This is a genomic window from Campylobacter sp. BCW_6468, from assembly GCF_001762865.1.
GTDB classification, from domain to species: domain Bacteria; phylum Campylobacterota; class Campylobacteria; order Campylobacterales; family Campylobacteraceae; genus Campylobacter_D; species Campylobacter_D jejuni.
The window spans coordinates 20,932-47,917 of the sequence record NZ_MJXQ01000020.1; the positions used below are offsets into that span (position 1 = coordinate 20,932).

General features: G+C 29.9%; 27 protein-coding genes. 9 read left to right on the forward strand and 18 right to left on the reverse strand.

Annotated elements, in window-relative coordinates; all coding sequences use genetic code 11:
* Nucleotides 1-25 precede the first annotated feature (25 nt).
* The 4 genes from AJ889_RS02200 to AJ889_RS02215 are packed head-to-tail and all read right to left on the reverse strand — an operon-like array spanning nucleotide 26 to nucleotide 3,666.
* Complete coding sequence (locus AJ889_RS02200) at nucleotides 26-934, reverse strand: ABC transporter ATP-binding protein (protein ID WP_072227273.1); 909 nt, start codon at nucleotides 932-934, stop codon at nucleotides 26-28.
* Entirely contained in the window at nucleotides 918-2,534 is a 1,617-nt protein-coding gene (locus AJ889_RS02205; RefSeq protein ID WP_032584890.1) for an iron ABC transporter permease, read from the reverse strand. Before AJ889_RS02205 ends, AJ889_RS02200 begins: the two co-directional genes overlap by 17 nt.
* Entirely contained in the window at nucleotides 2,534-3,538 is a 1,005-nt protein-coding gene (locus AJ889_RS02210; protein WP_002854235.1) for a Fe(3+) ABC transporter substrate-binding protein, read from the reverse strand. The genes AJ889_RS02205 and AJ889_RS02210 overlap by 1 nt, the downstream gene beginning before the upstream one ends.
* Nucleotides 3,535-3,666: a lipoprotein gene (locus tag AJ889_RS02215; protein ID WP_002859376.1), complete on the reverse strand. Its 132-nt coding sequence runs from the start codon at nucleotides 3,664-3,666 to the stop codon at nucleotides 3,535-3,537. Before AJ889_RS02215 ends, AJ889_RS02210 begins: the two co-directional genes overlap by 4 nt.
* Nucleotides 3,667-3,887: 221 nt before the next feature.
* Between AJ889_RS02215 and AJ889_RS02220 the strand changes: the two genes are divergently transcribed.
* The 7 genes from AJ889_RS02220 to AJ889_RS02250 all read left to right on the forward strand — a co-directional run bounded on the left by AJ889_RS02220 (nucleotide 3,888) and on the right by AJ889_RS02250 (nucleotide 11,629).
* Nucleotides 3,888-4,739: a ChaN family lipoprotein gene (locus AJ889_RS02220; protein ID WP_032584651.1), complete on the forward strand. Its 852-nt coding sequence runs from the start codon at nucleotides 3,888-3,890 to the stop codon at nucleotides 4,737-4,739.
* Nucleotides 4,736-7,003 (forward strand): TonB-dependent receptor domain-containing protein, encoded by a 2,268-nt coding sequence (locus AJ889_RS02225; protein WP_032584650.1) that lies wholly within the window; start codon nucleotides 4,736-4,738, stop codon nucleotides 7,001-7,003. The genes AJ889_RS02220 and AJ889_RS02225 overlap by 4 nt, the downstream gene beginning before the upstream one ends.
* Before the next feature lie 11 nt (nucleotides 7,004-7,014).
* Complete coding sequence (locus tag AJ889_RS02230; RefSeq protein ID WP_032584649.1) at nucleotides 7,015-7,776, forward strand: MotA/TolQ/ExbB proton channel family protein; 762 nt, start codon at nucleotides 7,015-7,017, stop codon at nucleotides 7,774-7,776.
* Nucleotides 7,763-8,173 carry a biopolymer transporter ExbD gene (locus tag AJ889_RS02235; RefSeq protein ID WP_002851714.1) on the forward strand — a complete coding sequence of 137 codons (411 nt, stop codon included), beginning with the start codon at nucleotides 7,763-7,765 and terminating at the stop codon, nucleotides 8,171-8,173. Before AJ889_RS02230 ends, AJ889_RS02235 begins: the two co-directional genes overlap by 14 nt.
* A 1-nt stretch (nucleotide 8,174) precedes the next feature.
* Entirely contained in the window at nucleotides 8,175-8,921 is a 747-nt protein-coding gene (locus AJ889_RS02240; protein ID WP_002857414.1) for an energy transducer TonB, read from the forward strand.
* 45 nt (nucleotides 8,922-8,966) lie between these two features.
* A complete protein-coding gene (locus tag AJ889_RS02245; protein WP_071616380.1) occupies nucleotides 8,967-10,172 on the forward strand; it encodes a putative transporter in 1,206 nt (401 codons plus the stop codon).
* A 98-nt stretch (nucleotides 10,173-10,270) separates the two neighbouring features.
* Nucleotides 10,271-11,629, forward strand: a complete 1,359-nt coding sequence (locus tag AJ889_RS02250) for a hemolysin family protein (RefSeq protein WP_002869507.1) — start codon at nucleotides 10,271-10,273, stop codon at nucleotides 11,627-11,629.
* 13 nt (nucleotides 11,630-11,642) lie between these two features.
* Here AJ889_RS02250 and AJ889_RS02255 read toward each other — a convergent pair whose 3' ends face one another.
* From AJ889_RS02255 to tig, 10 genes are all read right to left on the reverse strand, one after another.
* On the reverse strand, nucleotides 11,643-12,827 hold the full coding sequence (locus tag AJ889_RS02255) for a metallophosphoesterase (protein WP_011049610.1): 1,185 nt from the start codon (nucleotides 12,825-12,827) through the stop codon (nucleotides 11,643-11,645).
* A gap of 9 nt (nucleotides 12,828-12,836) precedes the next feature.
* The gene (locus AJ889_RS02260) at nucleotides 12,837-13,046 is read right to left on the reverse strand and encodes an alkylphosphonate utilization protein (protein WP_032584648.1); all 210 of its coding nucleotides are present in this window, start codon (nucleotides 13,044-13,046) and stop codon (nucleotides 12,837-12,839) included.
* The gene (locus AJ889_RS02265) at nucleotides 13,039-13,758 is read right to left on the reverse strand and encodes a TerC family protein (RefSeq protein ID WP_002867107.1); all 720 of its coding nucleotides are present in this window, start codon (nucleotides 13,756-13,758) and stop codon (nucleotides 13,039-13,041) included. The genes AJ889_RS02260 and AJ889_RS02265 overlap by 8 nt, the downstream gene beginning before the upstream one ends.
* A 71-nt stretch (nucleotides 13,759-13,829) precedes the next feature.
* The gene (purN, locus tag AJ889_RS02270; RefSeq protein ID WP_032584647.1) at nucleotides 13,830-14,396 is read right to left on the reverse strand and encodes a phosphoribosylglycinamide formyltransferase; all 567 of its coding nucleotides are present in this window, start codon (nucleotides 14,394-14,396) and stop codon (nucleotides 13,830-13,832) included.
* Nucleotides 14,387-15,757 (reverse strand): bifunctional ADP-dependent NAD(P)H-hydrate dehydratase/NAD(P)H-hydrate epimerase, encoded by a 1,371-nt coding sequence (locus tag AJ889_RS02275; protein ID WP_032584645.1) that lies wholly within the window; start codon nucleotides 15,755-15,757, stop codon nucleotides 14,387-14,389. The genes purN and AJ889_RS02275 overlap by 10 nt, the downstream gene beginning before the upstream one ends.
* Complete coding sequence (locus AJ889_RS02280; protein WP_002826913.1) at nucleotides 15,741-16,439, reverse strand: NYN domain-containing protein; 699 nt, start codon at nucleotides 16,437-16,439, stop codon at nucleotides 15,741-15,743. Before AJ889_RS02280 ends, AJ889_RS02275 begins: the two co-directional genes overlap by 17 nt.
* A 1-nt stretch (nucleotide 16,440) precedes the next feature.
* A complete protein-coding gene (locus AJ889_RS02285) occupies nucleotides 16,441-17,946 on the reverse strand; it encodes a YifB family Mg chelatase-like AAA ATPase (protein ID WP_002869505.1) in 1,506 nt (501 codons plus the stop codon).
* Nucleotides 17,943-18,470, reverse strand: coding sequence for a peptide deformylase (def, locus tag AJ889_RS02290; protein WP_002851936.1), 528 nt, complete (start codon nucleotides 18,468-18,470; stop codon nucleotides 17,943-17,945). The genes AJ889_RS02285 and def overlap by 4 nt, the downstream gene beginning before the upstream one ends.
* Nucleotides 18,471-18,505: 35 nt before the next feature.
* Nucleotides 18,506-19,090, reverse strand: coding sequence for an ATP-dependent Clp endopeptidase proteolytic subunit ClpP (clpP, locus tag AJ889_RS02295; protein WP_002806309.1), 585 nt, complete (start codon nucleotides 19,088-19,090; stop codon nucleotides 18,506-18,508).
* The gene (tig, locus tag AJ889_RS02300; RefSeq protein WP_002869504.1) at nucleotides 19,090-20,424 is read right to left on the reverse strand and encodes a trigger factor; all 1,335 of its coding nucleotides are present in this window, start codon (nucleotides 20,422-20,424) and stop codon (nucleotides 19,090-19,092) included. The genes clpP and tig overlap by 1 nt, the downstream gene beginning before the upstream one ends.
* A 142-nt stretch (nucleotides 20,425-20,566) precedes the next feature.
* Between tig and folE the strand changes: the two genes are divergently transcribed.
* Both folE and fliI read left to right on the forward strand, forming a co-directional pair.
* Nucleotides 20,567-21,139 carry a GTP cyclohydrolase I FolE gene (gene folE / locus AJ889_RS02305; protein WP_002869503.1) on the forward strand — a complete coding sequence of 191 codons (573 nt, stop codon included), beginning with the start codon at nucleotides 20,567-20,569 and terminating at the stop codon, nucleotides 21,137-21,139.
* Nucleotides 21,139-22,524 carry a flagellar protein export ATPase FliI gene (gene fliI, locus AJ889_RS02310; RefSeq protein ID WP_002934863.1) on the forward strand — a complete coding sequence of 462 codons (1,386 nt, stop codon included), beginning with the start codon at nucleotides 21,139-21,141 and terminating at the stop codon, nucleotides 22,522-22,524. The genes folE and fliI overlap by 1 nt, the downstream gene beginning before the upstream one ends.
* A gap of 2 nt (nucleotides 22,525-22,526) precedes the next feature.
* Here the strand turns inward: fliI and purF are convergent, their stop codons facing one another.
* The 4 genes from purF to AJ889_RS02330 all read right to left on the reverse strand — a co-directional run bounded on the left by purF (nucleotide 22,527) and on the right by AJ889_RS02330 (nucleotide 26,965).
* Nucleotides 22,527-23,864 carry an amidophosphoribosyltransferase gene (gene purF / locus AJ889_RS02315; protein ID WP_002857257.1) on the reverse strand — a complete coding sequence of 446 codons (1,338 nt, stop codon included), beginning with the start codon at nucleotides 23,862-23,864 and terminating at the stop codon, nucleotides 22,527-22,529.
* A 1-nt stretch (nucleotide 23,865) separates the two neighbouring features.
* Nucleotides 23,866-24,594 (reverse strand): 4-hydroxy-tetrahydrodipicolinate reductase, encoded by a 729-nt coding sequence (dapB, locus tag AJ889_RS02320; RefSeq protein WP_002860637.1) that lies wholly within the window; start codon nucleotides 24,592-24,594, stop codon nucleotides 23,866-23,868.
* Between the two features lie 62 nt (nucleotides 24,595-24,656).
* Nucleotides 24,657-25,838, reverse strand: a complete 1,182-nt coding sequence (locus tag AJ889_RS02325; protein ID WP_002860636.1) for a replication-associated recombination protein A — start codon at nucleotides 25,836-25,838, stop codon at nucleotides 24,657-24,659.
* Nucleotides 25,838-26,965 (reverse strand): hypothetical protein, encoded by a 1,128-nt coding sequence (locus AJ889_RS02330; RefSeq protein WP_002869499.1) that lies wholly within the window; start codon nucleotides 26,963-26,965, stop codon nucleotides 25,838-25,840. Before AJ889_RS02330 ends, AJ889_RS02325 begins: the two co-directional genes overlap by 1 nt.
* Nucleotides 26,966-26,986 lie beyond the last annotated feature (21 nt).

The window sequence follows — 26,986 nt, forward strand, 5'->3', positions numbered from 1 at the left end:
CTTAAAAGATTTTTAGGAATTTTAACTAAAAATTGATAATATCAAAATTTATTTTTTCTTCTAAGTTATAATTTGAGCTTAATAACATAAAAAATTCTATATTTTTATATCTTAACTTAAGTCTATAAAAAGCCCCTAAAAATTCTTTTTGTAAAATTTTAGCCTCAAAGCGATTTCCTATTTTAAGTTCTGCATAACCAAAAATATAATTTTTTGAAGCTATCCAAGCAAAAAATTCATCTTCTAAATCAAGTTTTTCTTCTATGATATTTAAATCAGGTAAAATTTGCGCACTTTTAAAATCGGGCTTAAAATAAAGCTCTTTAGGATTTGCATGAGCTAAAATTTTTCCTTTTTCTAAAAAAGCGATTTGATCAGACATACAATAAGCATCTTCAATATCATGAGTTACCATAATAGCCGTAATGCCTTGATTTTCTATCATTTTTTTCAATTCTCTTCTTAAATCCTGTTTTAAATTTTGATCCAAATTAGAAAAAGGTTCATCTAAAAGCAAAAGCTGACATCCTCTTGCTATAGCTCTAGCAAAAGCCACTCTTTGCGCTTGCCCTCCTGAAATTTCATCGATTTTTTTATATCTTAAATCTTCAATTTCAAAAGTTTTAAGCAAATGATTTAAAATTTGATTTTTATCTTTTTTATCGTAAAGTGCAAAAAGTATGTTTTTCTCAACATTTAAATGAGGAAATAAAGCATAATTTTGAAACATCAAAGCCACTTCACCTTTGCAAGAAAACAAATCATAAGAACTAGCTTGTTCAAGCTTAGCAATAATCCTTAAAAGCGTGCTTTTTCCACTTCCACTACCTCCTAAAATGCTTAAAAATTCTCCTTCTTTGACATGAAGATTGATATTTTCTAAAGCTTGTATTTTTTCAAAATTTTTAGATAAATTTTTAATTTCTAACATCATCTTTCCTTGTGATTTTATCCATCCAAACAACAACCATTAAAGAAAGAAAAACGATAAACAAGGAAGGCAAAGCTGCATCATAAATTCTTTCATCACTTGCAAACCAGAAAGCTTTAACACTTAAAGTTTCAAAGCCAAAAGGCGCTAAAATTCTACTTAAAGGAAGTTCTTTAATCGTATCAATAAAAACAATAATAAAAGCCAAAAATAAAAAATGTTTCATTAAAGGTGTGTGAATTTTAAAAAATAAAATAAAATAACTCGCTCTTAAATTTAAACTTGCCTCATCAATATTTAGATGAATTTTATTATATCCTCCTTCTAAAGAATAAATTGCACTCGCTAAAAAACGAATTATATAAGCAAAAATAAGAACAAATAAAGAATTTCCCAATAAACTCATGTGAAAAATTTTATCCAAAAATACAAAAAGCACTATAATGCTAATCCCTAAAGCAGCAGCAGGTATAGAATAACCCAAAGAACTTATTTTTAAAATAAATAAATTAAAAAAATGATTTTTAACTATCCTAGAACTAAACATCAAAAAATAAGCTAAAAAAGTGGTAATTAAAGCAGTGACTAAAGCTAAGATTATAGTTTGAAAACTGATAATATAAAATTGTGATTCAAAAAGCTTATGATCTTTTAACCCCCAATAAACTAGCCAAATAAAAGGTAAAATAAAACCTACAAAAGCAATCATAAAACAATAAATACAGGATAGAATTTGTTTAATAGGATTTAATTTTCTTTTTTTGATAAAAAGAGTTAAATTTTGATTAAAACTATAATGATGTTTATTTTTATAATAATAATCCACATACATAATCAAAAATACAAAAAGCATTAAAATACCCGATAAAACACTAGAAGAATAAGAATCATTCAAATCATACCAGAGTTTAAAAATTCCAGCCGAAAAAGTATCCACTCCCAAATAAGCACTTGCGCCATAATCACTTAAAGTTTCCATTAAAACCAATAAAGCTCCAGAAAAAATGGCAGGCCTTGCGCTCAAAAGTGCCACGCGTGTAAAAATTCTAAATTCAGAATATTTCATGATTTTAGCTACTTCATAAGCCTCTTTGGCTTCACTTTTAAAAGCTGTTTTAGCAAATAAATAAATATAAGGATATAAAGAAATAGCCAAAACAAAAATAACACCATAATGATTGAAAAAATCCATCCTAAAGCCAAAATTTTCATGAAAAAATCCTTGAAAATCCATAATTCCAACATAAACAAAGGCTAAAATATAAGCAGGTATGGCCAAGGGTAAAATGAGTAATTTTTCTAAAATTTTACAGAAATAAAAATCATAATTTGCGATCAAATAAGCAGAACTTACACCCAAAATCAAGCTTAAACACAATACTCCCACGCTAATTATAAAAGTATCTTTGATGAATTTTAAAAATAAATAATCAAAAAAATGACTCAAATTTTCTTTAATAGATGAAAATTGGGTTAAATTACTTGTATTAAAATTTTGAAATAAAATATAAAAAAGTTCAGCAAAAATACCAAAAATAGGCAAAGCAAGAAAAAGGGCAAGTAAAATTGCCCCGAGTTTATAGTATTGTAGGGTTTTATACATTATCTAAAACCGACTTCATCGTAAATTTTAACAGCTTCTTTAATATTTTCTGCTATCTTACTCACAGGGATTTGATCTTCTTTGAAAGTTCCAAAATCTTTTACAGTTTGGCTTAATTCTACATCATTTCTTATAGGAAATTCATAATTACTATCAGTAAGAATTTTTTGAATTTCAGGACTTAACATAAATTCCATAAATTTTTTAGCCGCATCTTGATTTTTACTTGATTTTGTCATAGCAATACCGCTAATGTTAATATGCGTTCCTCTATTGTCTTGATTAGGAAAAATAATACCCAAAGAATTCCCCACTTCTACATCTTTTGGATTTTTAGAATTCTTTAAAAGCCCTATATAATAAGTATTCATAACTGCAAATTTAGCTTCGCCTGCAAATACTTGTCTAGCTTGATCTCTATCCCCACCCTTTGGATTTGTCGCAAGATTTTCAAGCACACCTTTAGCCCATGCTTTAGCCTCTTTATTTCCGTCATTAGCTATAATAGATGCTAAAAGAGTTTTACTATAAGGAGCTGTAGCACTTCTCATAACAATTTCTCCTTTAAATTCAGCTTTTGCTAAATCTTCATAATTTTTCATTTTGCTAATATCGATATTTGCGTTTTTGTTGTAAGCAATAATTCTTGCTCTTTTTGTAATCGCAAACCATTCTTTATCCTTATCTCTTAAATGAGCAGGTATAAATTCTTCTAAATATTTTGATGAAACAGGGGATAAAAGTCCTAAATTTTTAGCTTCTGTAAGATTTGAAATATCAGCTGTGATGAAAATATCAGCAGGAGAATTACTTCCTTCAAGAGAAAGTCTTTTAATAAGTTCTGAAGCTTTAGCTTGAGTATGATTGACCTTAATACCTGTTTTTTCTTCGAATTTTTTTATGATTTCAAAATCAGCATTATAATGTCTTGCTGAGTAAATATTAAGCTCACTAGCACCTAAAAATGAAACAGCCGTTAAAAACATAAAGAAGATTTTTTTCATATTTTATCCTTTAATTGAGAATTATACTCGGTTTTATTAAGATCTTTAAAATCGGTATGAGAATGTTCAGAGCAAGCAAAAGCAAAGCCAACGCATAGTAAAAATAAAATTATTTTTTTCATAGACATTAATTCCTTTTAGATATTTTGATAAGAAATATTAATATTAAAAAGTAAATATAAAGTAACTTAATAATTTTATAACTGATAAATATTTTCATTTTATTATAATAAATTTTGATAATAATTATAAATAATTAAATTTTAATATAAATATTTAATAGTATTTTTATATATAAAATATTAATATTCAATATCAAAAATAAACCACTAAGAAAGTAACAATAATAATGAAATTTTATACTATTTTAAGCATTCTATTTATAAGCTTTATGTTGAGCGCTTGTGCTGTTTTGCAAAAATCATCTCCACTTCAAGAAAATAAAGATTTTTATATACTTGATACGCATACTCAAAAAAAGATTTCTTTTGAAGATATGATTTTAGAATTGCTAAAAGTAGATGTGATACTGCTTGGCGAAAAACACGATGAGGTTAAACATAAGATAAGTCAAGTTATGATTTTTAATGCCTTAGAAGGAAATTTAAGTTCTCAAAATATAAACTTTGATGTAGCTTTAGAAATGTTAGCAAGCACAGAGCAAAATCACTTAGATAAAGCTTTTAAAAATAAAAAAACCATTAAAGCCAATGAACTTACTAATGCATTAAATTGGGATAAGGTCTGGAAATGGAAAGATTATGAGCAATTTGTCAATGTGGTTTTTTATTCAAAGTCAAAAATATTAGGTGCAAATCTTTCACGCTCAGAAATTACAAGTATTTATAATGGGGCTCAGCCCTTAAAGGGTTATGTTTCAACCACAAATGAAGTAAAAAAACAACTTTTTGACATTATATCCTTAAGCCATAAGCTAAATCCTGAAGAAAATAAAGAATTACTAGATAAATTGGTGGAAATTCAACAATTCAAAGACAGGCGTATGGCTGATGTATTGGTTCATCATGTAAATAAAGTTTTATTGCTAGCTGGAAGCTATCATACAAGTAAAAAAATAGGAATTCCTTTACATATACAAGATTTTAAAAGCAGTAAAAAAATAGTTGTAGTGAATTTAAGCTATGGAGAAATAGATTTAAAAGACAGTGATTATGTTTTGATTTATAAGGGGAAGGAATGAAAAAATTAAGTTTATTTTGTGCTGTAGGTTTATGTTTTGCTAGTTTTGCTTTTTCTGAAGAATTAGAATTTGATAGTCTTGAAATTTCAGGTTCAAAAATCAAAAACGATGAAAAACCTTTTGTAACTCCTGGAGCAACAAGCACAAGAGAGGGTATAGGTTCAGATACACAAAGTATAGATTCTATAGTGCGTAGTATACCTGGAACCTACACAAACACAGATCAAGCTCAAGGTACAGTTCAAGTAAATATTCGTGGTATGAGTGGTTTTGGGCGTGTTAATACCATGATTGACGGTGTTACTCAAACTTTTTATGGTAGTGCATCAGATGATCCAGCTAGATTTCATTCACAAACGGGAACTTCAGCTTTTGGAGCTGTTATTGATACAAATTTCTTAATCGGAGTTGATGTTACAAGGGGAACTTTTGAAGGAGTAGGTGGAGCAAATGCCTTGATGGGATCAGCAAATTTTAAGACCATAGGTATAAATGATATTGTACATGATGGCAATATCTTTGGATTTTTAGGACGATTTTCTTATGGAAGCAATGGAATCGGACCAAGTTATATGAGTGCAGTGGCTGGAAAGACTGAACTTGAAAATAATGGATATGTGGGCGCGCTTTTTGGTTATAGCGCAAAGAGAATTACTCAAAATTACACTGTAGGCGGGGGTGGCAAGATAGGTAGTAGTATGGTTGATACTGATGGAGATGGTATAGCTGATACCAATATCGCTCCTTTTGATCCAGATTTTTTAACCCAAAAACCAAACTCTCAACTTTTTAAACTCGAATATGTCCCAAATTCTTTTACAAACACTATATTTTCTTATCGTAGATATCAAAACGAACTTGCCGGTAGAAAAATACACAATGACAATTATCAACTTGATTTTTGGCACAACCCTAATGAGTGGCTTAATGTAAATACGCTTATTGCCTACAATCAAGGCATACAAACCTATGGATCAAAATCTACTTTTGCGGCAAACGATGCCATAGCTAACACAAAGGCAAAAAATACTGCCACTACTTTTGATATAAGTGATACTTTAGAGGGTGAATGGCATGGATTTAATCTAAACACACGCTTTGGAGCAAATATTTTGCTTAATGATTATAAAAATACCTTAAATACATCAATTCAAGGAGTAAATTCTATACCTTTTCAGCCTCGTGGAAAACAAAATCTTTTTACTTATTATCTTGATAATAGTCTAAATTATGGTATCTTTACACTTGATACCAATGTGAATCTTTTAGATTGGAATATCAAAGGACACAGACCTGCTTGCGATGAAGTAAATTTTATGTGTTTTCCAAAAGCGGCGACAGATATAGATAAAAATGGACTTCGCCTGAATGCTTCTGTCATGCTTTCAGCTGCCATACACGAGCTTTTTACACCCTTTGTAAGTTTTGCGAGAACAAATAGAGCCCCTAATGTGCAAGAAATGTTTTTCTCAAATAACGAAGGCAATGGTATCAATTCTTTCTTAAAACCAGAACAAGCCAATACTTGGCAAATAGGTTTTAATTCTTTTAAACATGGACTTTTAAAAGATGATGATCGCTTTGGTTTTAAAGCCGTGTATTATCATACAAAAATAAAAGATTATATTTATAATGAACAATTTTATCTTGAAGATCCAAGTAAAGTTCCTCCAAGCTCGCAATTTTATATGCACTTAAATTCAGCTGATGATACCATATTTAAGGGTGTGGAGTTAGAATTAAGCTATGACTTGGGTTTTGCTTATGCTAAAGCTATGTATTCAAGACAAGATACAAGTTCAACTATTTCTCAAACTTCAGGACCTCTTCTTGGCTCTTTTTCGGCAAGTAAAATCATGGAGCTTCCAAAAGATTATGTAAATGTAGAGCTTGGCTTTAGGCTAAATGACAAAATAAGCTTTGGTGGTATAGCAAAATACACAGGCAAAGCAAAAAGGGTAAATCCAAATACAGATGATTGGAATAAGGATCCAAACAATCCTTATTATCCTAAACCAACCACACAAGACTTACCAAAAATTCCTATTATAGTAGATTTATATTGGAATATAGAATGGTTTAAAAACCTCACAATGAGAGCAGAGGTGCAAAATTTATTTGATAAAAACTACATGGATGCCTTAAATGCTTATAATTCCTTAGATAATCAGCTTCAATATAATGGAGCAGGTGATCCTATCTATCTTTTTAGCAATTCTGCTCGCGGTCGTACTTTTATAGTAAGTTTTGAATATAAATATTAAGGAATATACAAATGTTAAAAAAAATGTTTTTATTTTATTTTTTATTGTTAAATTTAAATGCAGAAGCAAATGCAACAGATACAAATTTATCTTTTGATTCTTCTAAGATAGAAACCAAAGCACCTAAAATAGAGCTTTCTCTTTCTAGTCTTTATCAAAATGCTGATGAGGTGGTAAAAGGTGTTATTTATATATTGGTTTTATTTTCCATTTTAGCATGGGCAGTTTTTATTTCTAAGCTTATGCAATTTTATTTTATGAAAAAAAATCTAGACTTGTCTATACAAAAGATAAAAGAATTAAAAAATCTCAATGAATTAGATCAGACAAAAGATTTTGCAGGTGTTTTATCTTTAGAAATTCAAGATGAGCTTGAAAAAAGTGAATATAAAAATGATCACATAAAAGAGCGTATAGAATTGCGTTTGCAAAATACCATCTCAAAGCAAATCACAGCAAGCAAAAATGGCTTGAGTTTGCTTGCGAGCATAGGTGCTAGCGCACCTTTTATAGGGCTTTTTGGAACAGTTTGGGGAATTATGAATGCATTTATAGGTATAGCAAATCTTGGCAATGCTTCTTTGGCAGTCGTTGCGCCTGGTATAGCTGAAGCCTTGTTTGCTACAGCTTTTGGCTTGATAGCTGCTATCCCTGCGGTGCTTTTTTATAATTATCTTACAAGAAAAAATTTAAAACTTATGCACCATTTAGATGAGCTTGCAAATTTTGTCTATATACTTTTTCATAGGAGTTATTTTAATGATAAAAACTGAAATGGCTCACAAAGAAGAGGAGTTAAGTGAGATCAATATAACTCCTTTTATAGATATTATGCTTGTATTATTGATTGTTTTTATGGCTGTTACTCCTCTTATCACAAGTTCTATCAAAATAGAATTACCCAAGAGTTCGCAGCAAGCAGAGGATAAGCTTAAAAATCCCATCATACTTTATTTAAATACTGATAATACTTTGGCTATTAATGATGATAAATTAAGCCTAGAAAATCTTTCAAGTGCTTTAGATATAAAAACCAAAGGCAATAAAGAAGAAATTATTTATTTTCATATCGATAAAAGTGTAAAGTATGAAGATATTATGCAAGTAATGCAAAAATTAAAAGAGAATGGCTATGGAAAAATAGCTCTTTCAAGTAAAAAGATGGATTAGTATGAAGTCTAGTGTGATTTTTGGGTTTGTGTTAAGTTTGATATTGCATACTTTAGTATTAATGTTTTTCCTTTTTTCTTTTTATACTCAAGAAAAATCAAGTGGTGTTGATTTTAAACAAGGAGCGGAATTTACTTCCATTATGATGGTATCAGAGTTTCCTATCGGGGAATTAAAAGAAGTTTCGATTGATCAAAAAAAGAGTAATTCTCAAGATAAAAACAAAAAACAAGACGAAAGAATAAGTTTTAATTCTCAAGATAAAAATGCTGTATTAAAAGTTCAAAAAAAGATTGAAAAGCAAGATGAAAACCAAGCTCAAAAAGAAATAGCTAATGCAAGTGAAAATTCAAAATTTAAAAATGAATCGCTCAGTGCTCCGCTACAAAGTAATGAAGATAAAACACAAACTATAGTAAGTGGCAATGCCAAAGAACAAGTTAAAAGCTATCAAGCTTTGCTTATGGCTCATTTGACTAAATTTAAAAAATATCCTCAAGAAGCGATAATGCAAAAACAAGAAGGCGTTGTAAGAATTCGCGTAAGCATTGATGAAAGCGGAAATGTCTTAAGCAAAGAGCTTAAAAAATCTTGCCCTTATGCAGCGCTCAATGATGAAGCTTTAAGTTTATTTAAAAGAGCTTCTCCATTGCCAAAACCGCCTAAAGAAATGTTAAAAAATGGTGATAAAATCAGTTTTGTTATGCCTATTGATTACAATATTAAAGACTATTTAGGTAAAAAATAAACTTTTCATTAAAAAAAGTTTATTAGAATTTTTATTTTAAAGGTGATGATTATGTTCTCTTCGTTTTTTAAAAGTAAAAAATGGGCTTTATGGGCTTATTTGGGACTTTTTTTACTGTTATTTTTCTTATATATACAAACAAGCTTAAATGTTGCGATCAATTCATGGTATAGTGATTTTTACAATGTTTTACAAAAGCCAAAAATAGAACTTTTGGATTCTAATTCTACGCAAAAAATAGAAGAAAATCTTGAAAATAATGCCACTTTAATCCAAGAGGCTAATCAAAGAGCTGAGCAAAATTTCCAAAAAGCTAATTTTATCAATAAAGGCGCATTGTATTATTATCAAAATTTATTAGAATATTTTTTCAACTCTAGGGCTATGATTGAAAAGCCAAATTATTCAGCAAGTGATTTTTATGCTTTGATTTTAGTTTTTTTGGCTATTGCTATTCCTTATGTTTTAATCGCTACAATTAATATCTATTTTGCTAGCGTCTATGCTTTTAAGTGGCGTGAGGCTATGACTTTTTCTTATTTAAAATTTTGGAAAAATAAAGATGATAATATAGAAGGAAGTTCGCAAAGAATTCAAGAAGATACTTATAATTTTTCTAAAATCGTAGAGAGTTTAGGACTTAGTTTTATAAAAGCTTTGATGACCCTTGTAGCATTTATTCCGATTTTATGGAGTTTAAGTGATGTTGTGAGTAAAGCTTTATTTGCAAATTTAAGCGAAAATTCTTTTTTTTATTTTTTAAAAAACATTGATGGTTTGCTTGTTTATATTGCACTTTTGATTTCTTTAGGAGGCTTGGTTGTGTCATGGTTTGTAGGTATTAAGCTTCCTGGACTTGAATATAACAATCAAAAAGCTGAAGCAGCTTTTAGAAAAGAGCTTGTTTATGCTGAGGATAATCGCAAAGAATACGCTAAAAATGAGACTATGATAGAGCTTTTTACAGGGCTTAAATTTAACTATAAAAGACTTTTTTTACATTATGGATATTTTAATATTTGGCTCATTTTATTTGAGCAAATGATAGTTATAGTGCCATTTTTAATCATGGCACCAGGGCTTTTTGCTGGAGCTATAGGACTTGGTATTGTAATGCAGATTAATAATGCATTTGATCAAGTGCGAAGCTCTTTTAGTGTTTTTATCACAAACTGGACAACTATCACTCAACTTAGAAGTATATATAAGCGTTTAAAAGAATTTGAGAAAAATATTTCTTATAAGTCTTAGTTTTTTCTTATAAAATACAAGAAAAAATTCAAATATTAAATTTACTTTTAATTGTGTATAATAAGGTTTAATAATATTTTATTTCTTAAGGAGCTTCATTGGACCCCAGTCAGGTTTTGGATTTAAACCAAACTTCTACAGCATCTTTTGATGCAGGATATTCTATGCTTATGGTTGTTGTTGCACTTGCTCTAGTGTTTTTAAATGGTTTTTTTGTTTTGTCTGAATTTAGTATTGTTAAAGTACGTCGTTCCAAGCTTGAAGAGATGGTAAAAGAAAAAAAAGCTGGTGCCAAGAAAGCTTTGGAGGTTACTTCAAGGCTTGATACATATCTTAGTGCTTGTCAATTAGGAATTACTTTAAGTTCTCTAGCTCTTGGTTGGATAGGTGAGCCTGCTATTGCAAAAATGCTAGAAATTCCGCTTATTAATCTTGGTTTTAGCACTGTTATTATCCATACTATAGCTTTCATTATTGCTTTTAGCATTATTACTCTTTTACATGTGGTTTTAGGAGAACTTGTGCCAAAAAGTATAGCTATTGCAGTTGCAGATAAAGCGGTTTTATTTATAGCTAGACCGCTTCATTGGTTTTGGATGCTCTTTTTGCCTTGTATTAAAATTTTCGATTTTTTAGCAGCTATAAGTTTGAAACTTTTTGGAATAAAACCTGCTAAAGAAAGCGAGCTAACTCATAGCGAAGAAGAAATTAAAATCATAGCAAGTGAGAGTCAAAAAGGTGGAGTTTTAGATGAATTTGAAACAGAGATCATACGCAATGCTGTTGATTTTTCAGATACTGTTGCTAAAGAGATTATGACTCCTAGAAAAGATATGATTTGTCTAAATAAACAAAAAAGTTACGAAGAAAATATGCAAATCATTTGTGAGCATAAACATACTCGCTTTCCTTATATTGATGGTTCTAAAGATACTATTTTAGGTATGATACACATACGAGATATAATACAAAATGAATTAAACCATAAAAGTCAAAATTTAGATACTTTTGTTAAACCTTTGATTTTGGTTCCTGAAAATATCAGCATTTCAAAAGTACTTGTAATGATGAATAAAGAACGCTCTCATACTGCATTAGTAGTTGATGAGTATGGTGGAACTGCTGGAATTTTAACCATGGAAGATATCATGGAAGAAATTATTGGCGAAATTAAAAGCGAGCATGAAGAAGACAGCTATAAAAAACTTGCTGAAAATATCTATGAATTTCAAGGACGATGCGATATAGAAACTGTTGAAGAAATGCTTGTAATAAACTATGATGAGGATTTAGAACAAGTTACTATAGGTGGTTATGTATTTAATCTTTTAGGACGCTTGCCTATGGTAGGAGATCGCATTGAAGATGAACTTTGTTACTATGAAGTTAAAAAAATGGATGGGAATTCTATAGAGCGTGTTAAGGTGGTTAAAAAAACAAATAAAGATGAAGAATAAGCCTCTTTAGGCTTTATTTCTTTTTGTAAATTTGGTTTTTAATTTCTATACACTCAAAACCTTTTTCATCTAGTGTAACTACGCGTAAATATCCACCATCATCTATTTTACCCTCGCATAAAAATACTCTTTTGGCTATTTTCATAGGAAGTTTTTCTTTATTTCTGTGTCCAAAGATTTGATAAAGATTGTCCGAGGTGAAATTACAAAATTGATTTGCTACTTTTTGACTGTCTTCATATCCACCTACACCATAAATAAAGTCATGGCTTGGTATAAAACTTATTTTTTCAGGTTTGGAGGGTATAAAATTTACTCCTCCATGTGAACAAAATATGAATTTATTTTGGAATTTGTAGTATAAACATTCTTTTAGATGAGGATAGAGTTTTCTAGTATCTCTTGGAGTAAGTTTTTCTTTTCTAAAATCCTTTAAAGTATTTTCATTAAATTCTTTGGAATTTGACAATTCTCCATTAGCCCATTTTATAAGATGTCTTTCGTGATTTCCTTCTAATAAGCATACGTTTTCTTTTTCGCAAATTTTTAAAAGAAATTTTATTACTTTGCCATTTTCTATACCTCTGTTGATATAATCTCCCAAAAATATATAAAATTCATCTTCTTTGATTGTTTTAATGTATTCTTTTAAAACACTATAACAACCTTGTAAATCTCCTATATGATGAATTTTTTTATATTTGCTTAAATTTGGCATTTGGTAAAGACATTTTTTCCAGTCGCTCGAGTCTAAAATTGGGTATTTTTTTGGATTTTTTTTGAGTAAATCTTGAGTTTTTTCCAAAAGAGCATAAGGGATGATATATCCATTTTTTTTAGCTTCTAAAAGATTTTTTTCTTGACATTGTTTTAAAGAGCTATCAAAAACAATAACATACATTTTATAGCGATATTGTTTAGCTAAGTCTTTGTAAATTTTTAATGTTTCATTGTAAGCGTTTATGATGCAAAACTCACCTTTTTGCATACGCATTTCTAGAAGTTTGAGTAAAATTTTACTCAAATCTTCATCATTTTTAACATTTAAAATTTTATATTCACTGACTATATTTTTAACGCTTCCTGATAAAAGACGCAAAGCATTTAAATCAAGTGTATAATTTTGAAGTTTATTATTTTTGATAAATTCTTCTTGTCCTGCGTAATAATTCCCTCTTAAAACAAGTAAGATTCGCACATTCTTTGCCTAGATTTTCTTTAAAAATTCAGTTTTTAAAACAATAACGCCAAATTTATCTACTCTAGCCTCAATTTCACCTTCTTTAGAAGTGAGCTTAATATTTTTTATAGTAGTTCCACGTTTTAAAGTTGTACTTGCACCTTTAACCTTAAGATCTTTTATTACACTCACGCTATCACCTGTGTTAAGTTCTATTCCATTAGAGTCTTTAGCCATTTTTTTCCTTTCTTTGATCTAAAATATTTAAAATTTGCACCACTAAAGCAAAAGCCATAGCGGTATAAATATATGCCTTATCAATATGAATATCAAAACTTTCAGCAACTAAAACTACGCCTATTAGCACCAAAAAAGCTAAGGCTAAAATTTTAATGCTTGGATATTTTTCAACAAAATCTGCTATAGGTTTAGAAGCAAAAAGCATCACAGCTACTGCGATAATAACAGCGATAATCATGATGGTTACATCTTGAGCAATTCCTACTGCGGTAATAACACTATCAAGTGAAAACACTATGTCAACCACAGCAATTTCGGCCACAACTATCCAAAGTTTATTGCTTGCTTTAAAATGACTTTGGCCTTCTTCTTGATGAGAAATTTGCTCTTTAATTTCTTTAATAGACTTTACAATCAAGAAAAGTCCACCTAGTAAAAGAACTAGATCTCTTCCTGAAATTTCATTGCCCAATACACTAAACAAAGGTGTTACAAGTTTCATTACCCAAAAAAGAGATAAAAGAAGTAAAATTCTTGTAATCATTGCAAAAGCTAAACCTAAGATACGTCCTTTATCACGATGTTCAGGGGGTAGTTTGCTTACTAAAATAGCTAAAAAAATGATATTATCTATCCCTAGTACAATTTCAAGAGCACTTAAAGTAGCTAAAGTAATCCAAGCATCAATACTAAATATCCATTCAAACATAAATTTCCTTGAAAATTTTAAAATTTTTTAAAGCGATATTTTATAGTTTTAAAGCAAATACCTTTAATTCTTTAAGAAAAAATTTCAATCACACTTAAGGGTAAAATTTCATGTTCTAGACTATGAATTTTTTCTTCAAATTCTTCAAAACTCAAATTTCTTTTTTCAAAAGCTTTTTGAGCTATAATCATTCCACTATCAAGTTCTTCACTGACCCAATGCACACTGACTCCAGCCACTTTCATATCACTTTCATAACTTTCTTTAATCGCATGTGCTCCTTTAAAAAGGGGTAATAAAGAAGGATGAAGGTTAATTGCCTTAATATTTTTTGTAAAAACAGGACTTAAAATTCTCATAAAACCTGCTAATACAGTAAGATTTACTCCACTTTCTTTGATTTTTTGTACCAAAATCGTATCAAATTCTTCACGAGTATTATAAGCCTTATGATCAACAATGACAGTATCAAGACCAAATTTTTTTGCTCTTTGTACACCAAAAGCATCTTTTTTATTACAAATGCAAAGTACTACTTCATAGGTATTTTCCCCTATGGTTTTTTTATGAAGTTTTTCTAAAATATTTTCTAAATTACTTCCATTTCCACTAAAAAGTACAGCTAATTTTACAAGCATTTTAATCCTTTGATAAGTTTTAAAGCGTCAAAGCTATTTTTATTAAATTTATATTTTTTTGCAATAAGTCCATGAGCTAAAGTAGCATTTTTTGCTGCTTCTAAAGCACTAAAACCAAAACCTAAATGTGCAGCAATCATTCCACTTAAAACATCTCCACTCCCACCTTTAGCTAAGGCTTGATTTCCTAAATTTACAACAAATAATTTTTCTTTTTGCACAATAATAGGATTTGCTCCTTTTAAAACAAGAACACAATCATAATTTTGTGAAAATTTTCTAGCATAGAAAAAGCGATTTTTTTGCAATGTTTCTATATCTAAATTCTCATCAAAGCACATTTTATAAAGTTTTATAAATTCTTTTGGATGAGGGGTTATAACAACATCTTTTCTGTTTAAATACCAAAGCAAAGCTTCACTTAAAAAGCAGTTTGCATCCAAGATCAAAGGAGTGTTTTGCAAAATTTCATCTTTTAGAAAATCCAAATTTTCAAGCCCCATACCTAAAGCAATAGCACTTGCATTATTTTCAATTTTTTCTTTTAACATCAAAAGAGGCGAGAAACTTGTTTGTGCTACTAAAGAAACAAGACCTGCTCCAAAATTTAAGGCTCCAAGTCCTGCTAAAGTTCCAGCACTTGCATTGGCAACTATATAAATATGGCCAAAATTTCCTTTATTGGCGTTGATTTTTCTATCTATAGTTTTTAAATCTTTTTTTTCAAGCAAAAAAGCTTGAGAATTAGGGTAAAATTTCTTAGATCTAATGCCTAAATTGGCTATTTTAATCCTTCCTACAAATTCCTTAGCAAAATCTTCAAGTAAAATTTCCTTTAAAGCTCCCATACAAAATGTAATATCAGCTTTAAAACAAGGATAAAATCCCAAATTTGTAGGTATATCACAAGCTATTTTTAAAGCCTTACTTTGATTAACTTTTTGAATAATTAAACTTGTTTTTTCATCTAAACAACGATTTGAACCTGTACCTAAAATACAATCAATGATAATATGAAATTTTTTAAAATTGGGTTCTTTTTTACAAAATTTAAAAGCATAATTTTGTAAAATTTGCTCTTGTTTTTTAAAAAGCGTATTTTCTTTAAAGCCTATTTTATAAGCTTTAGCGTGTTTTAAATTTCTTAAAGCCACCAAGCCATCTGAAGCGTTGTTACCCCCGCCTAATAAAAAAAGTATTTTTACTTTTCTAATCTTGCGTTGAATGCGAATTTTTTTAGCTTCTTTTTTAATTAGCTTGGCTAAATTTAATCCCGCATTTTCCATTAAAATAAGCTCATCTAAGCCTTTATTTATAGCATTTTGTTCTAAAATTTTTATATTATCAATAATAGCTTTCATAATCTTTTTTCACCAAAAAATATATATTTTTTTCTCTTTCTTCTTCAAATTTTTTCATTTTGGGTAAAAATTTCTGGATCAAAGCACGAAAATTCTTAAAACCATAATTTTGCGGATGAAAATCCGAGTATTTGCGGTTCATATTAGTACGGATTTGTGCGTATTCGGCACGCCCTTTTTCATCGATAAGTTGTTCGGTGATATTGATTAAAGCTCTTAAATAATCCTTACTTAAAATATCTTCTTTTTTACTCTCATCTTTATCTAAATAAAAAAATTCACTAAAGGCATTTACATAAGATTTTATAGACTTTTCAAGCCCCATTCCTATAACTTGTTTTTTATTTTCTCTTAATTTTTGAATGAGTGAAGTATAATCACTATCGCTTGAAACAATAACAAAAATATCTATATTTTTTTCATAAAATATGGACATAATTTCAGTGATTAAATACATATCGCTTGAGTTTTTGTTGGCTGCAAAATTAAATTGTTGCATAGCGATTAAAGAATATTCAGCAATTTGCTCTCTCCAACCTTGTATATTTTTTTGAGTCCAATCCCCATAAATGCGTTTAATGATAACCTCTCCGTAATCTGAAGCGATATCAAAAATACTTTTAGCGTATTTTGCAGGGATATTTTCTGCATCTATAAAGATAGCTATACTTTTATTTTCCATTTTAATTCCTTGCTCTAAAGCTTAAAGCTTCTAAAATATGGGTTTTGCTAATATTAAGACTTTGTTCTAAATCCGCTATACTTCTTGAAACTTTTAAAATTTTATTAAGCGATCGCAAAGAAAGATTATAACGTGAAATTGCTAAATCTAGCGTATCTTTGGCATCTTTTTCCAATACACAAAAACGACTTAAATCTTCATCTTTTAATTTCCCATTAAATTCTTTTTGCCCCCGTTTTTTACTAAAAATAAAAGCTTGTAAAATTTTTTCACTCATTTCTTTAGAACTTATACTCGTTTTATCATCCTTGCTGATCTCATCCATAGCTACATAAAGATCAATCCTATCCATAATAGGAGCTGAAATGTGATTTTTGTATTTTTTAATCTCATTTTCACTACAAACACAAGAAAGATTTTTGGAGAATAAATTTCCACAAGGACAAGGATTTTGGGCAGCTATAAAGCTAAATTTTGTTTCATAAGTGATTTTAGAATTTACTCTTGAAATATGAATTTTATGATCCTCTAAAGGTTCTCTTAAACTCTCTATGATTTGCTTGTTAAAATGTGGAAATTCATCAAAAAACAATACTCCACCATTTGCAAGTGCGACTTCTCCAATTCTAGCATTTTTTGTTCCTCCGCCAAAAATACTTGCTCTTGTAGAAGTATGATGAGGATGACGAAAAGCACGAATTTTAGTAAATTCACAATCTTTTGAATCTAAAGACATATAAGCATTTTGCATTAAAATTTCATTTAAACTTTGAGGAGGCATGATATAAACAAGGCGTTTAGCACACATACTTTTACCACTTCCTGGACTTCCTTCAAATAAGATATTATGCATACCTAAAGCAGCTATCATACAAGCTCTTTTGGCTTTTTCCTGCCCTTTGATGTCTTTAAAATCAAGTTTAAAATCCATATTTTGTAAAAAAATTTCATTTTCTATTTGTAAAGGGTTTGCAAATAAAGGATGATTGTGAGAAAAACGAAAATTTTCATAATTTTTTTCTTTAAAAAACTCTATTGCTTCATTTAAATTTTCAAGTCCATAAACCTCTAAATTTGGTATCATGGAAGCTTTTTGTGCTATACTTTTTGGAACAACGATCTTAGCTTTTTTAATTTTAGCAGAGAGAAACAAAAGCAAAGAAAAAAGCTCATTTGTGCTTTTAATACTTCCATCAAGTCCTAATTCTCCTACTACAAAAAAGTCATCTAATTCTTCATTTTGCAAAAGGATTAATAAAGCGATAGCCAAATCAAAATGCGATCCCTTTTTTGGGATGCCTGAAGGACTAAGATTGATAGTGATTTTTTTAGCAGGAAAAGCAAAATCACAACTTAAAAGTGTGGCTTTGATGCGTTCGACACTTTCCTTAATCGCTGTACTTGCAAGCCCTACTATGCTTAAATTTGGCAAACCTCTTGTAAAAGTGGATTCTACCTCTATAATGTCTAAGCCTTCATGAAAGCTTATGCACTTTAGTTTTTTCATTTCTCTTTTTTATGATTTTTCTTCTTTTTCTTAAATTCTTTATCGAATTTTTGACGCTTAGCAAAGGAAATTTTTTCTATAAATAAATGTCCATTTAAATGATCATTTTCGTGTTGAATAGCCACAGCTAAAAAACCTTTTGCTTCAAGTTCTTTAAATTCTCCAAAGCGATCTTGATATTTAAGCAAGATATGATTATAGCGTTTCACTTCTTCAAAAAAATCTGGCACACTCAAACACCCTTCTGTACAAGTGATCATTTCTTCATCTAAAGGAATAATTTCAGGATTGATAATCTCTAGCAAATCTTCTTTTTTTTGTTCATCGTTTTCATCAAAAATATTTACAAGTAAAACACGCAAAGGAATATCCACTTGAATAGCTGCTAAACCTACTCCATTACTTGCTATCATAGTTTCATACATATCATCAAGCAAGGTGTGAAGTTCTGTATCAAATTTATTTACAATTTCAGAGTTTAAAAAAAGTCTAGGATTGGGATAGGTGATAATTTTTCTAACCATTAAAAAACCTTTGTTTTAAATGATCTCCAAAGAAATCATTTAAAACTTTTTTCCAAAACCTTATCAATCAGCCCATATTCTTTAGCTTCTTGTGCTGACATGAAAAAATCTCTTTCTGTATCTTTTGCTATTTTTGCAACTTTTTGCTTAGTATTTTTTGCCAAAATATCATTAAGTATAGTTTTGAGTCTTAAAATTTCTTTGGCTTGAATTTCAATATCTGTGGCTTGACCTCTAGCTCCACCTAAAGGTTGATGAATCATAATACGTGAATTAGGCAAAGCAAAACGTTTTCCTTCTGCGCCACAACTAAGCAAAAATGCTCCCATAGAAGCAGCTTGTCCTATACAAATCGTACAAACATCAGGTTTGATATAGTTCATAGTATCATAAATACTAAAACCACTTGTAATTACACCACCTGGAGAATTGATATAAAGATAAATATCTTTTGTAGGATCTTCAGCTTCTAAAAAAAGAAGTTGTGCTACGATAGAAGCGGCAAGTTCATCATGAATTTCACCACTTAGCATAATAATTCTATCTTTTAAAAGGCGTGAATAAATGTCATAACTTCTTTCACCACGACTAGATTTTTCAATAACATAAGGAATAAACATTATTTATCTTCTTTCTCTTTTTTGCTCACTTTTTCCGATTTTTCTGTTTTTGGTATAAAAATATCATTAAAAAGTTTTTCTTCAATTAAAGCCATTTTCACAGCAGGCAAAGCTCCTTGTTTTTTATAGTTTTCTAAATGCTCTTTTGGATTCATACCATAGCGATATGCTTCAAAATAAATCGCTTGAATCAATTCTTGATCATTTACTTCAATCTTACGCAATTTTGCAAGTTCATCAATGATAAAAGTAAGTTTTACACTTTTTTGTGCTTCTTCTTTAAAAGAATCACGTTTTTCTTGATATTTTTCTTTACTTGCTTTAAGCTCTTCAATTTCTTTTTCGCTAAAAGTATTAAAAGCCGCACGCATCTGCATATCAGTTTCTTGTTCTACTATGCCTTTAGGTAAATCAAAATTATATTTTTCAATCAAAGCATCTGCAAATTTGCCTTTTAATTCATCATTTACAAGTTTGAAAAGTTTTTCATTTTTGATTTGCTCTTTTAATTTTTCATCTAAAACTTCAACACTAGCTTTTTCTTCTCCTGGTAAAAGTTTTTTAAGCATTTCATCATCAAGTTCTGGAATTTTAAGCTCTTGAATTTCATGTAGTTTTACTTTAAATACTGCATCTTTACCCGCTAAATGCGCTGCGCCGTATTCTTTAGGGAAAGTTACTTTGATATCTTTTTCTTCACCTATTTTCATTCCCACCATACCATCTTCAAAACCTGGAATAAATTGCTTAGAACCAATTTCTAAAACATAATTTTCAGCTTTACCACCTTCAAAAGCTTTATCATCTACAAAACCTTCAAAATCAAATTTTGCAAAATCACCTTCTTTTAAAGCTCTTTTTGTTTTTATAGCTTCAGGAGTAGCAAAACGCTTTAAAAGTTCATCTTTTTTCTCATCAATTTCTTTTTTACTTACTTTTGGAGTTTGATATTCAGGGATGAGTTTTTCATAACCCTCAAGTTTGATTTCAGGTTTAAAAGAAAGTATTAATTCAGCAATAATTTCTCCATCTTTACGATCAAATTTTTCAAAATATGGCTCACCTACAAGCTCTTTATTTTCTTTTTTAAGTTCTTGTAAAGCGCTATTTACAGCGGATTTAAAAAGATTTTGTTCTGCATCTTGAGTGAGCTCTCTTTCATATCTTTTAAGTACGGCACTTACAGGAACTTTTCCTAGTCTAAACCCATCCATTTTTACACTTTTAGAAGCTTTTTTTGCTAAATTTTCTACTTCACTTTTGATCATTCCTGACGGAATTTTTACACTAGCAGTCGCATTAACAGAATCTAGTTGCTTTGCCTTTACTTCCATAGTTTTTTCCTTATAAAATAAAATTTGCCTTCAATGATAGCAAATTTTTCCTTATTACTTGCATAAAATTTTAAAGTAATTTATGATAAAATTGCAATATTACATTATTATTAAAATATAAAAAATATTTTTGGAGAAAAATTTGCAAAAAAAATTTGAAGATTGTGTTAAAACCATACTTGAAATTATAGGAGAAAATCCAAATCGTGAAGGGCTTATTAAAACACCAAATCGTGTTTTTAAAGCTTATGAATTTCTTACTAGTGGTTATACGCAAAATGTCAAAGACATTTTAAATGATGCTTTATTTGAAAGCTCTAATAATGAAATGGTTTTGGTGCGTGATATAGAATTTTATAGTCTTTGCGAACATCATCTTTTACCTTTTTTTGGGCGTGCTCATGTAGCCTATATCCCTAATAAAAAAGTAGTAGGTTTAAGCAAAATTCCACGCCTTGTAGAAGTGTTTGCAAGAAGACTTCAAATTCAAGAACAACTTACTGAACAAATCGCACAAGCTTTAATGGAAAATGTTGATGCAAAAGGTGTGGGTGTAGTCATAGAAGCAAGACATATGTGTGTTGAAATGCGTGGAATACAAAAAGCTAATTCCACCACTACAACTTCAGCTTTACGTGGAATTTTCTTAAAAAATGAAAAAACCAGAGAGGAATTTTTTTCTCTCATAAACTCTGCTAAACAGGTAAGATTTTAATGAATCTTGAAAAACTACGCTCCAAACTTGGTAAAGAAAATTTAAGTGCTATCTTTGGAGAGATTACAAAAATTTCTTCTACGAGTATAGAAATTCGTGGGCTTAAAACAGGGGTTGGAGATATAGTGAAGCTAGTTTCCAATGAAAATGAAAATTTAAACACTCTAGCTATGGTCGTAGAAATCAAGGAACAATTTAGCTATTTAAGCCCTTTTTCTTTTATAGAAGGTTTCAAAATAGGCGATCGTGCTTTCATAAGTGATGCAGGTATGCAAATAGGCGTTAGCGATGAACTTTTAGGCAGAGTAGTAGATCCTTTTATGCGCCCAAAAGATGGTAAAGGAGCTATAGAAGTAACCAAATATATGCCTATAATGCGTGCACCTATTGATGCCATGAAAAGAGGGCTTATAGAAGAAGTTTTTCCCGTGGGTGTTAAAACCATAGACGCGCTTTTAACTTGTGGTGTAGGACAAAAACTTGGTATTTTTGCAGGAAGTGGGGTAGGAAAATCCACTCTTATGGGAATGATAGTTAAAAATTCCAAAGCTCCTATAAAAGTAGTGGCACTCATAGGAGAAAGGGGGCGTGAAATTCCTGAATTTATACAAAAAAATTTAGGCGGAAAGCTCGATGATACAGTGATTATTGTTGCTACAAGTGATGATAGTGCTTTGATGCGTAAATACGGTGCTTTTTGCGCAATGAGTGTGGCAGAATACTTTAAAGAACAGGGCAAAGATGTACTTTTTATCATGGATAGTGTAACGCGTTTTGCTATGGCACAAAGAGAAATTGGACTAGCTCTTGGAGAGCCTCCTACAACCAAAGGTTATCCGCCAAGTGTTTTAAGTCTTTTGCCTCAACTCATGGAAAGAACCGGTAAAGAAGAAGGTAAAGGCACTATAACAGCCTTTTTTACCGTTTTAGTGGATGGTGATGATATGAGCGATCCAATCGCCGATCAAAGTCGTTCTATCTTAGATGGACACATTGTTTTAAGTCGTGAATTAACAGACTTTGGAATTTATCCTCCTATTAATATACAAAACTCTGCTTCAAGGGTGATGAGTGACATTATAAGTCCTGAACATAAACTTTGGGCAAGAAAATTTAAGCGTTTAAACTCGCTTTTAAAAGAAAATGAAGTATTGCTTCGCATCGGTGCTTATCAGAAAGGAAGTGATAAAGAACTTGATGAAGCTATTTCTAAAAAAGAATTTATGCAAAAATTCTTAGGACAAAATCCTGAAGAAAGCTTCGAATTTAATCAAACTTTAGAGCTTTTAAGTCAAATTGATGCACCAAATACTCCTTTGCTACCAACTCAAAATATAAATGTAGGAAGTGCAAGTGCAACCTTGCCTAATCCTAATTTAAAATAAAATTATTTAATAAAATAATCTCCATCAAAACTGATTAAAGAATATTTTCTTTCATCGCCTATGCTTTGAGTTAGCTCTTCTATGCTTAAAAAACTTAGTGTATCAGCTTCTACATATTCACGCACTTCTTCAGCATTTTTATTTGCGCTGATAAGTTCTTCAAAAGTTGGAGTATCTATACCATAAGTATCAGGAAATTTGATCTCAGGACAAGCTATGGCAAGATGGATTTTACTCGCTCCTGCAGCACGAAGTAAGGAAATTATTTTTTTAGAAGTAGTGCCACGCACCAAGCTATCATCAATGACTACGATTTCTTTGCCTTCTAAAACTTTACGCATAGGATTAAGCTTTAATTTTACTTTTAAATTTCTAAGCTCTTGAGTTGGCTCTATAAAAGTTCTTCCTACATAATGATTTCTTACTATTGCCATTTCAAGAGGGATTTGTAAATATTGAGCAAAACCTATAGCTGCACTTACTCCACTATCTGGCACAGGCACGACAAAGTCTGCTTTATAAGCAAATTTTTTAGCTAAAGCTTCGCCCATTTTTTTACGCACTTCATACACGCTTTTACCTTCTACTATGCTATCAGGTCTAGCAAAATAAATGTATTCAAAAGCGCAAATTCTAGGAGTTTGAGAAAAAAGTTCTATGCTTTCAAATTTATCATTTCCCTGAGTAAAAATAAGCATTTCCCCTGGTTTAACATCACGAATAAATTCAGCCTCTATAAGATCAAAAGCACAAGTTTCACTAGCAACTATATAGCCTCCATCTTTTAAACGCCCTAAAGACAAAGGACGCACCCCATGAGGATCTCTTACAATATAAAGTTTATCTTTGCTTGCTAAAACAAAACAATAAGCTCCTATACATTCTTTTAAACTCTCAATAAATCTATCTTTTAGACTTTCTTGCTTACTTCTTGCGATAAGATGAACAACATTTTCTGTGTCCATATTGGTTTGAAAAATAGCCCCATCTTGAATAAGTCTTGATCTTACTTCTTCTTTATTGACTAAATTTCCATTATGCGCTAAAGCAATATCACCTAAAACCGAAGTGGCTGCTATGGGTTGGGCATCGTTTAAACTTGAATTTCCTGCTGTAGAATAGCGATTATGCCCTATAGCGATTTCACCTTCTAAAGTTTTTAAATTATCGGGATTAAAAATTTGACTCACTTCACCTTTAGCTTTAATAGTCTTAATATTTTTACCATTACTCACACTAATACCACTTGCCTCTTGCCCACGGTGTTGCATAGCAAAAAGCGCATAATACGCATAAGTACTAGCATTTTTTGAATTAATAACTCCTACAACTGCACACATTTTAAATTCCTAAAAAATCATTGATTGAATACATTTTTGCTTCTTGCTTACTAAGCCAAATAGCGATTTTAATCGCACCTTTAGCAAAAGTCGCCCTTGAAGTAGCGGTATGATTAAGTTCTAAAAATTCTCCATCTTCATAAAAACCTACTGTATGACGTCCTACTATATCGCCACCCCTTAAACTCATCACGGCAATCTCATCTTTGCTTCTTTCACCTATAATGCCATCTCTTCCACTTACTCTTACTTTTTCAAGTTCTAAATTTCTAGCTTTTGCTACACTTTGAGCTAAAGTCATAGCTGTACCACTTGGTGCATCTTTTTTATGGCGATGATGCATTTCTAAAATTTCTATATCAAAATTTCTTAGCATTTGACTGGCTTTACTAGCAAGATAGTTTAAAACCGCAACACCTAAAGACATATTGGTCGCATAAAAAATCGGCATCACTTCACTAGCACTTTGCATCAAATGTAAAATTTTCTCATCAAGCCCTGTTGTACCTATTACCAAAGGTTTAGGTATAGTTCTTGCATAATTTAAAAGCTCATGAGTTCCACTTGGGGAAGAAAAATCAATAATCACATCGCTTTTTTCAAAAAGCTCTCCTAAATTTCCACCCTTATCATAAAGTATCGAAATTTGTGCTTGTGTTTCGCTTTTTAAACATTCTTCAATCTGTTTTCCCATTCGTCCTTTAGCGCCATAAATTCCTATTTTAATCATCTTTTTCCTTGAAAATAAAATATTGATTTTAGCATTTATTTTGTAAATTTTAAATAATAAAATTAAGCTTTATGGTTTTTTAATTTATATAAATTATCTAACAATTTTGCTTCTTCTCCTAAGCCCTTGCTATGATAAAATTTTAAATTTTTACTAAGATATTTTTGCTCTACCCAGCCACCAAAATCATGTGGATAAAGATAGTTTTGTTTTTCTTGATGATTGTTGTTAAGATAATTAGGTATTTCTAAAGCTTCATTATTTTTTACATAGTTTAAAGCTTCATTGATAGCTTTGTAGCTTGCATTAGATTTGATTGTGCTTGCTAAATAAACTACGCATTGGGCTAGGATAATTCTTGCTTCAGGATAACCTATATTTTTAACAGCCTCTAGAGTCGAAACCGCTAAATTTAAAGCATTTGGATCGGCATTTCCGATATCTTCACTTGAAAAAATCACCAAACGCCTAGCGATAAAATCCGCACTTTCTCCTGCATCAATAAGTCTTGCAAGATAATAAATAGCTGCATCAACGTCACTTCCGCGTAAACTTTTTATCATTGCACTTGCTAAAATATAATGTGTATCTTTTGAGCTAACACCTTCACTATTTATGGTGTTGCGAAGTTTTTTAAGATTTTCAAGACTGATATGTTTTTCATTTAAAACCAAGACAAATTCAAGCAAATTTAGCATAGCTCTTGCATCAGCACTTTTCAGTAGAAAATCTTTAGCTTCTTTATCAATACTAAATTTCATTTTTTCTTGTACACGCAAGAGTAAAGTTTCAAGTTCCTTTACCCCTAAAGATTTAAATTCAAAAAGCATGGAACGACTTCTTATACCAGAACTTAGAACAAAATAGGGATTTTCAGTGCTTGCGCCGATTAAAATTAAACGGTAATTTTCCATAGGAATTAAAAGCATTTCTTGTTGGGTTTTGCTAAGGCGGTGAATTTCATCAATAAAAATTAAAGGCTTATAAAGACTATTTTTATAATTATCTAAAATTTTTCTTAGTTCTTCGAGTTTAAAATTTCCTCCATCAAATTCATAAAAATCTAAGCCAAATTCTTTGGCTACAACTCTAGCAAAAGTTGTTTTTCCAGAACCTGCCGTTCCAAAAAAAATACTATGAGGAAGTTTTTGTAAAGCAGTAAATTTTTTGAAAATTTCTATAAGCTCATATTGTCCTAAAATATCATCAAAATTTTCAGGGCGAAAGGTCAAAGCTAGGCTCATTAATTTAAATCCATATTTGAAAATTCACTACCATTAATTTTTAGTTGAGGATTGGCTAAGCTATCATAAGATAAATTTAGAAAAAAGTTATTATTTTCTTTTAAAAAATATTGATTTAAACCTCCATAATCTTTTGTCCAAGGAAAAATTTCATCAGGCTCATCTGAACTGATAACTTGTAATTTTGCTTGATAAGAGTTGTTAATATTTAAATTGCCTTGTAGACTGATATTTTGTTTATTTTTTTCAAGAATTAAATTTTGTATTTCTAGATCAAGATTTTTTTGAATAAAATGAGAGATATTGAAATTTGAGTTAAGAAATTTATTTATGGTTATATTAAATTTTGTTTTGTCAAAATTTAAATTCTGACCCAATAAAGATTTAAGATCAATATCAATTTCATTGGATTTTCCTTGTATGTTTAAGTTTATTGTTGAATTTTCTTCATTAAAATTTACTAGATTTTTGCTATAAAAAGAATTGATTTTATTGTTATCTAACACAAGATAATCAAAGTTGATTTGTTGTTGGCTTTTGCTAAATAAATTTAATTCATAAAATTGTACAGGATTGTTAAAAAATTGTTCGTAATTTAAATTTTGCAACACAAATTTAGTATAAAATTGAGAAAAATTAATCATATCAAAATGTATTTTAATGTTTTTAATTTCTAAATTTTTATTCATTAAAGCTTCAATATATCCGCCGTTTATGATGGTATCTCCACCTTCATTGCTTAAATTTATATCTTTAATATTTAGAAATATTTTAGAGTTGTTATCGTGTAATTTGAGAGTAAAAGTTCCTAATTTATTGTTTTTTAACACTTTATCTAAAAAATCAAAAGGATTTGTAAAATTTCCTTTTATAATTTTATTTAACAAAAAATAATTATTAAATTTAAGGTCGATTTTGGTTGAAAGCTGTGTATGAGAGTGATTTAAAGTAAAACTTCCCTTAGAAGTTAAAAAACCTTTTTTGAAGTAAATATCTGTAATTGTATAATCAGGATTGCTGTTTTTAATAAATTTATTAAATAAAAGTTCGTTAGTGTATCCTATATAAAATATATGAATAATAAAACCTAATATAAAACAAAAAACAATAAAAATCCATTTTTTCATTATTTGCCTTAGATGAAAATA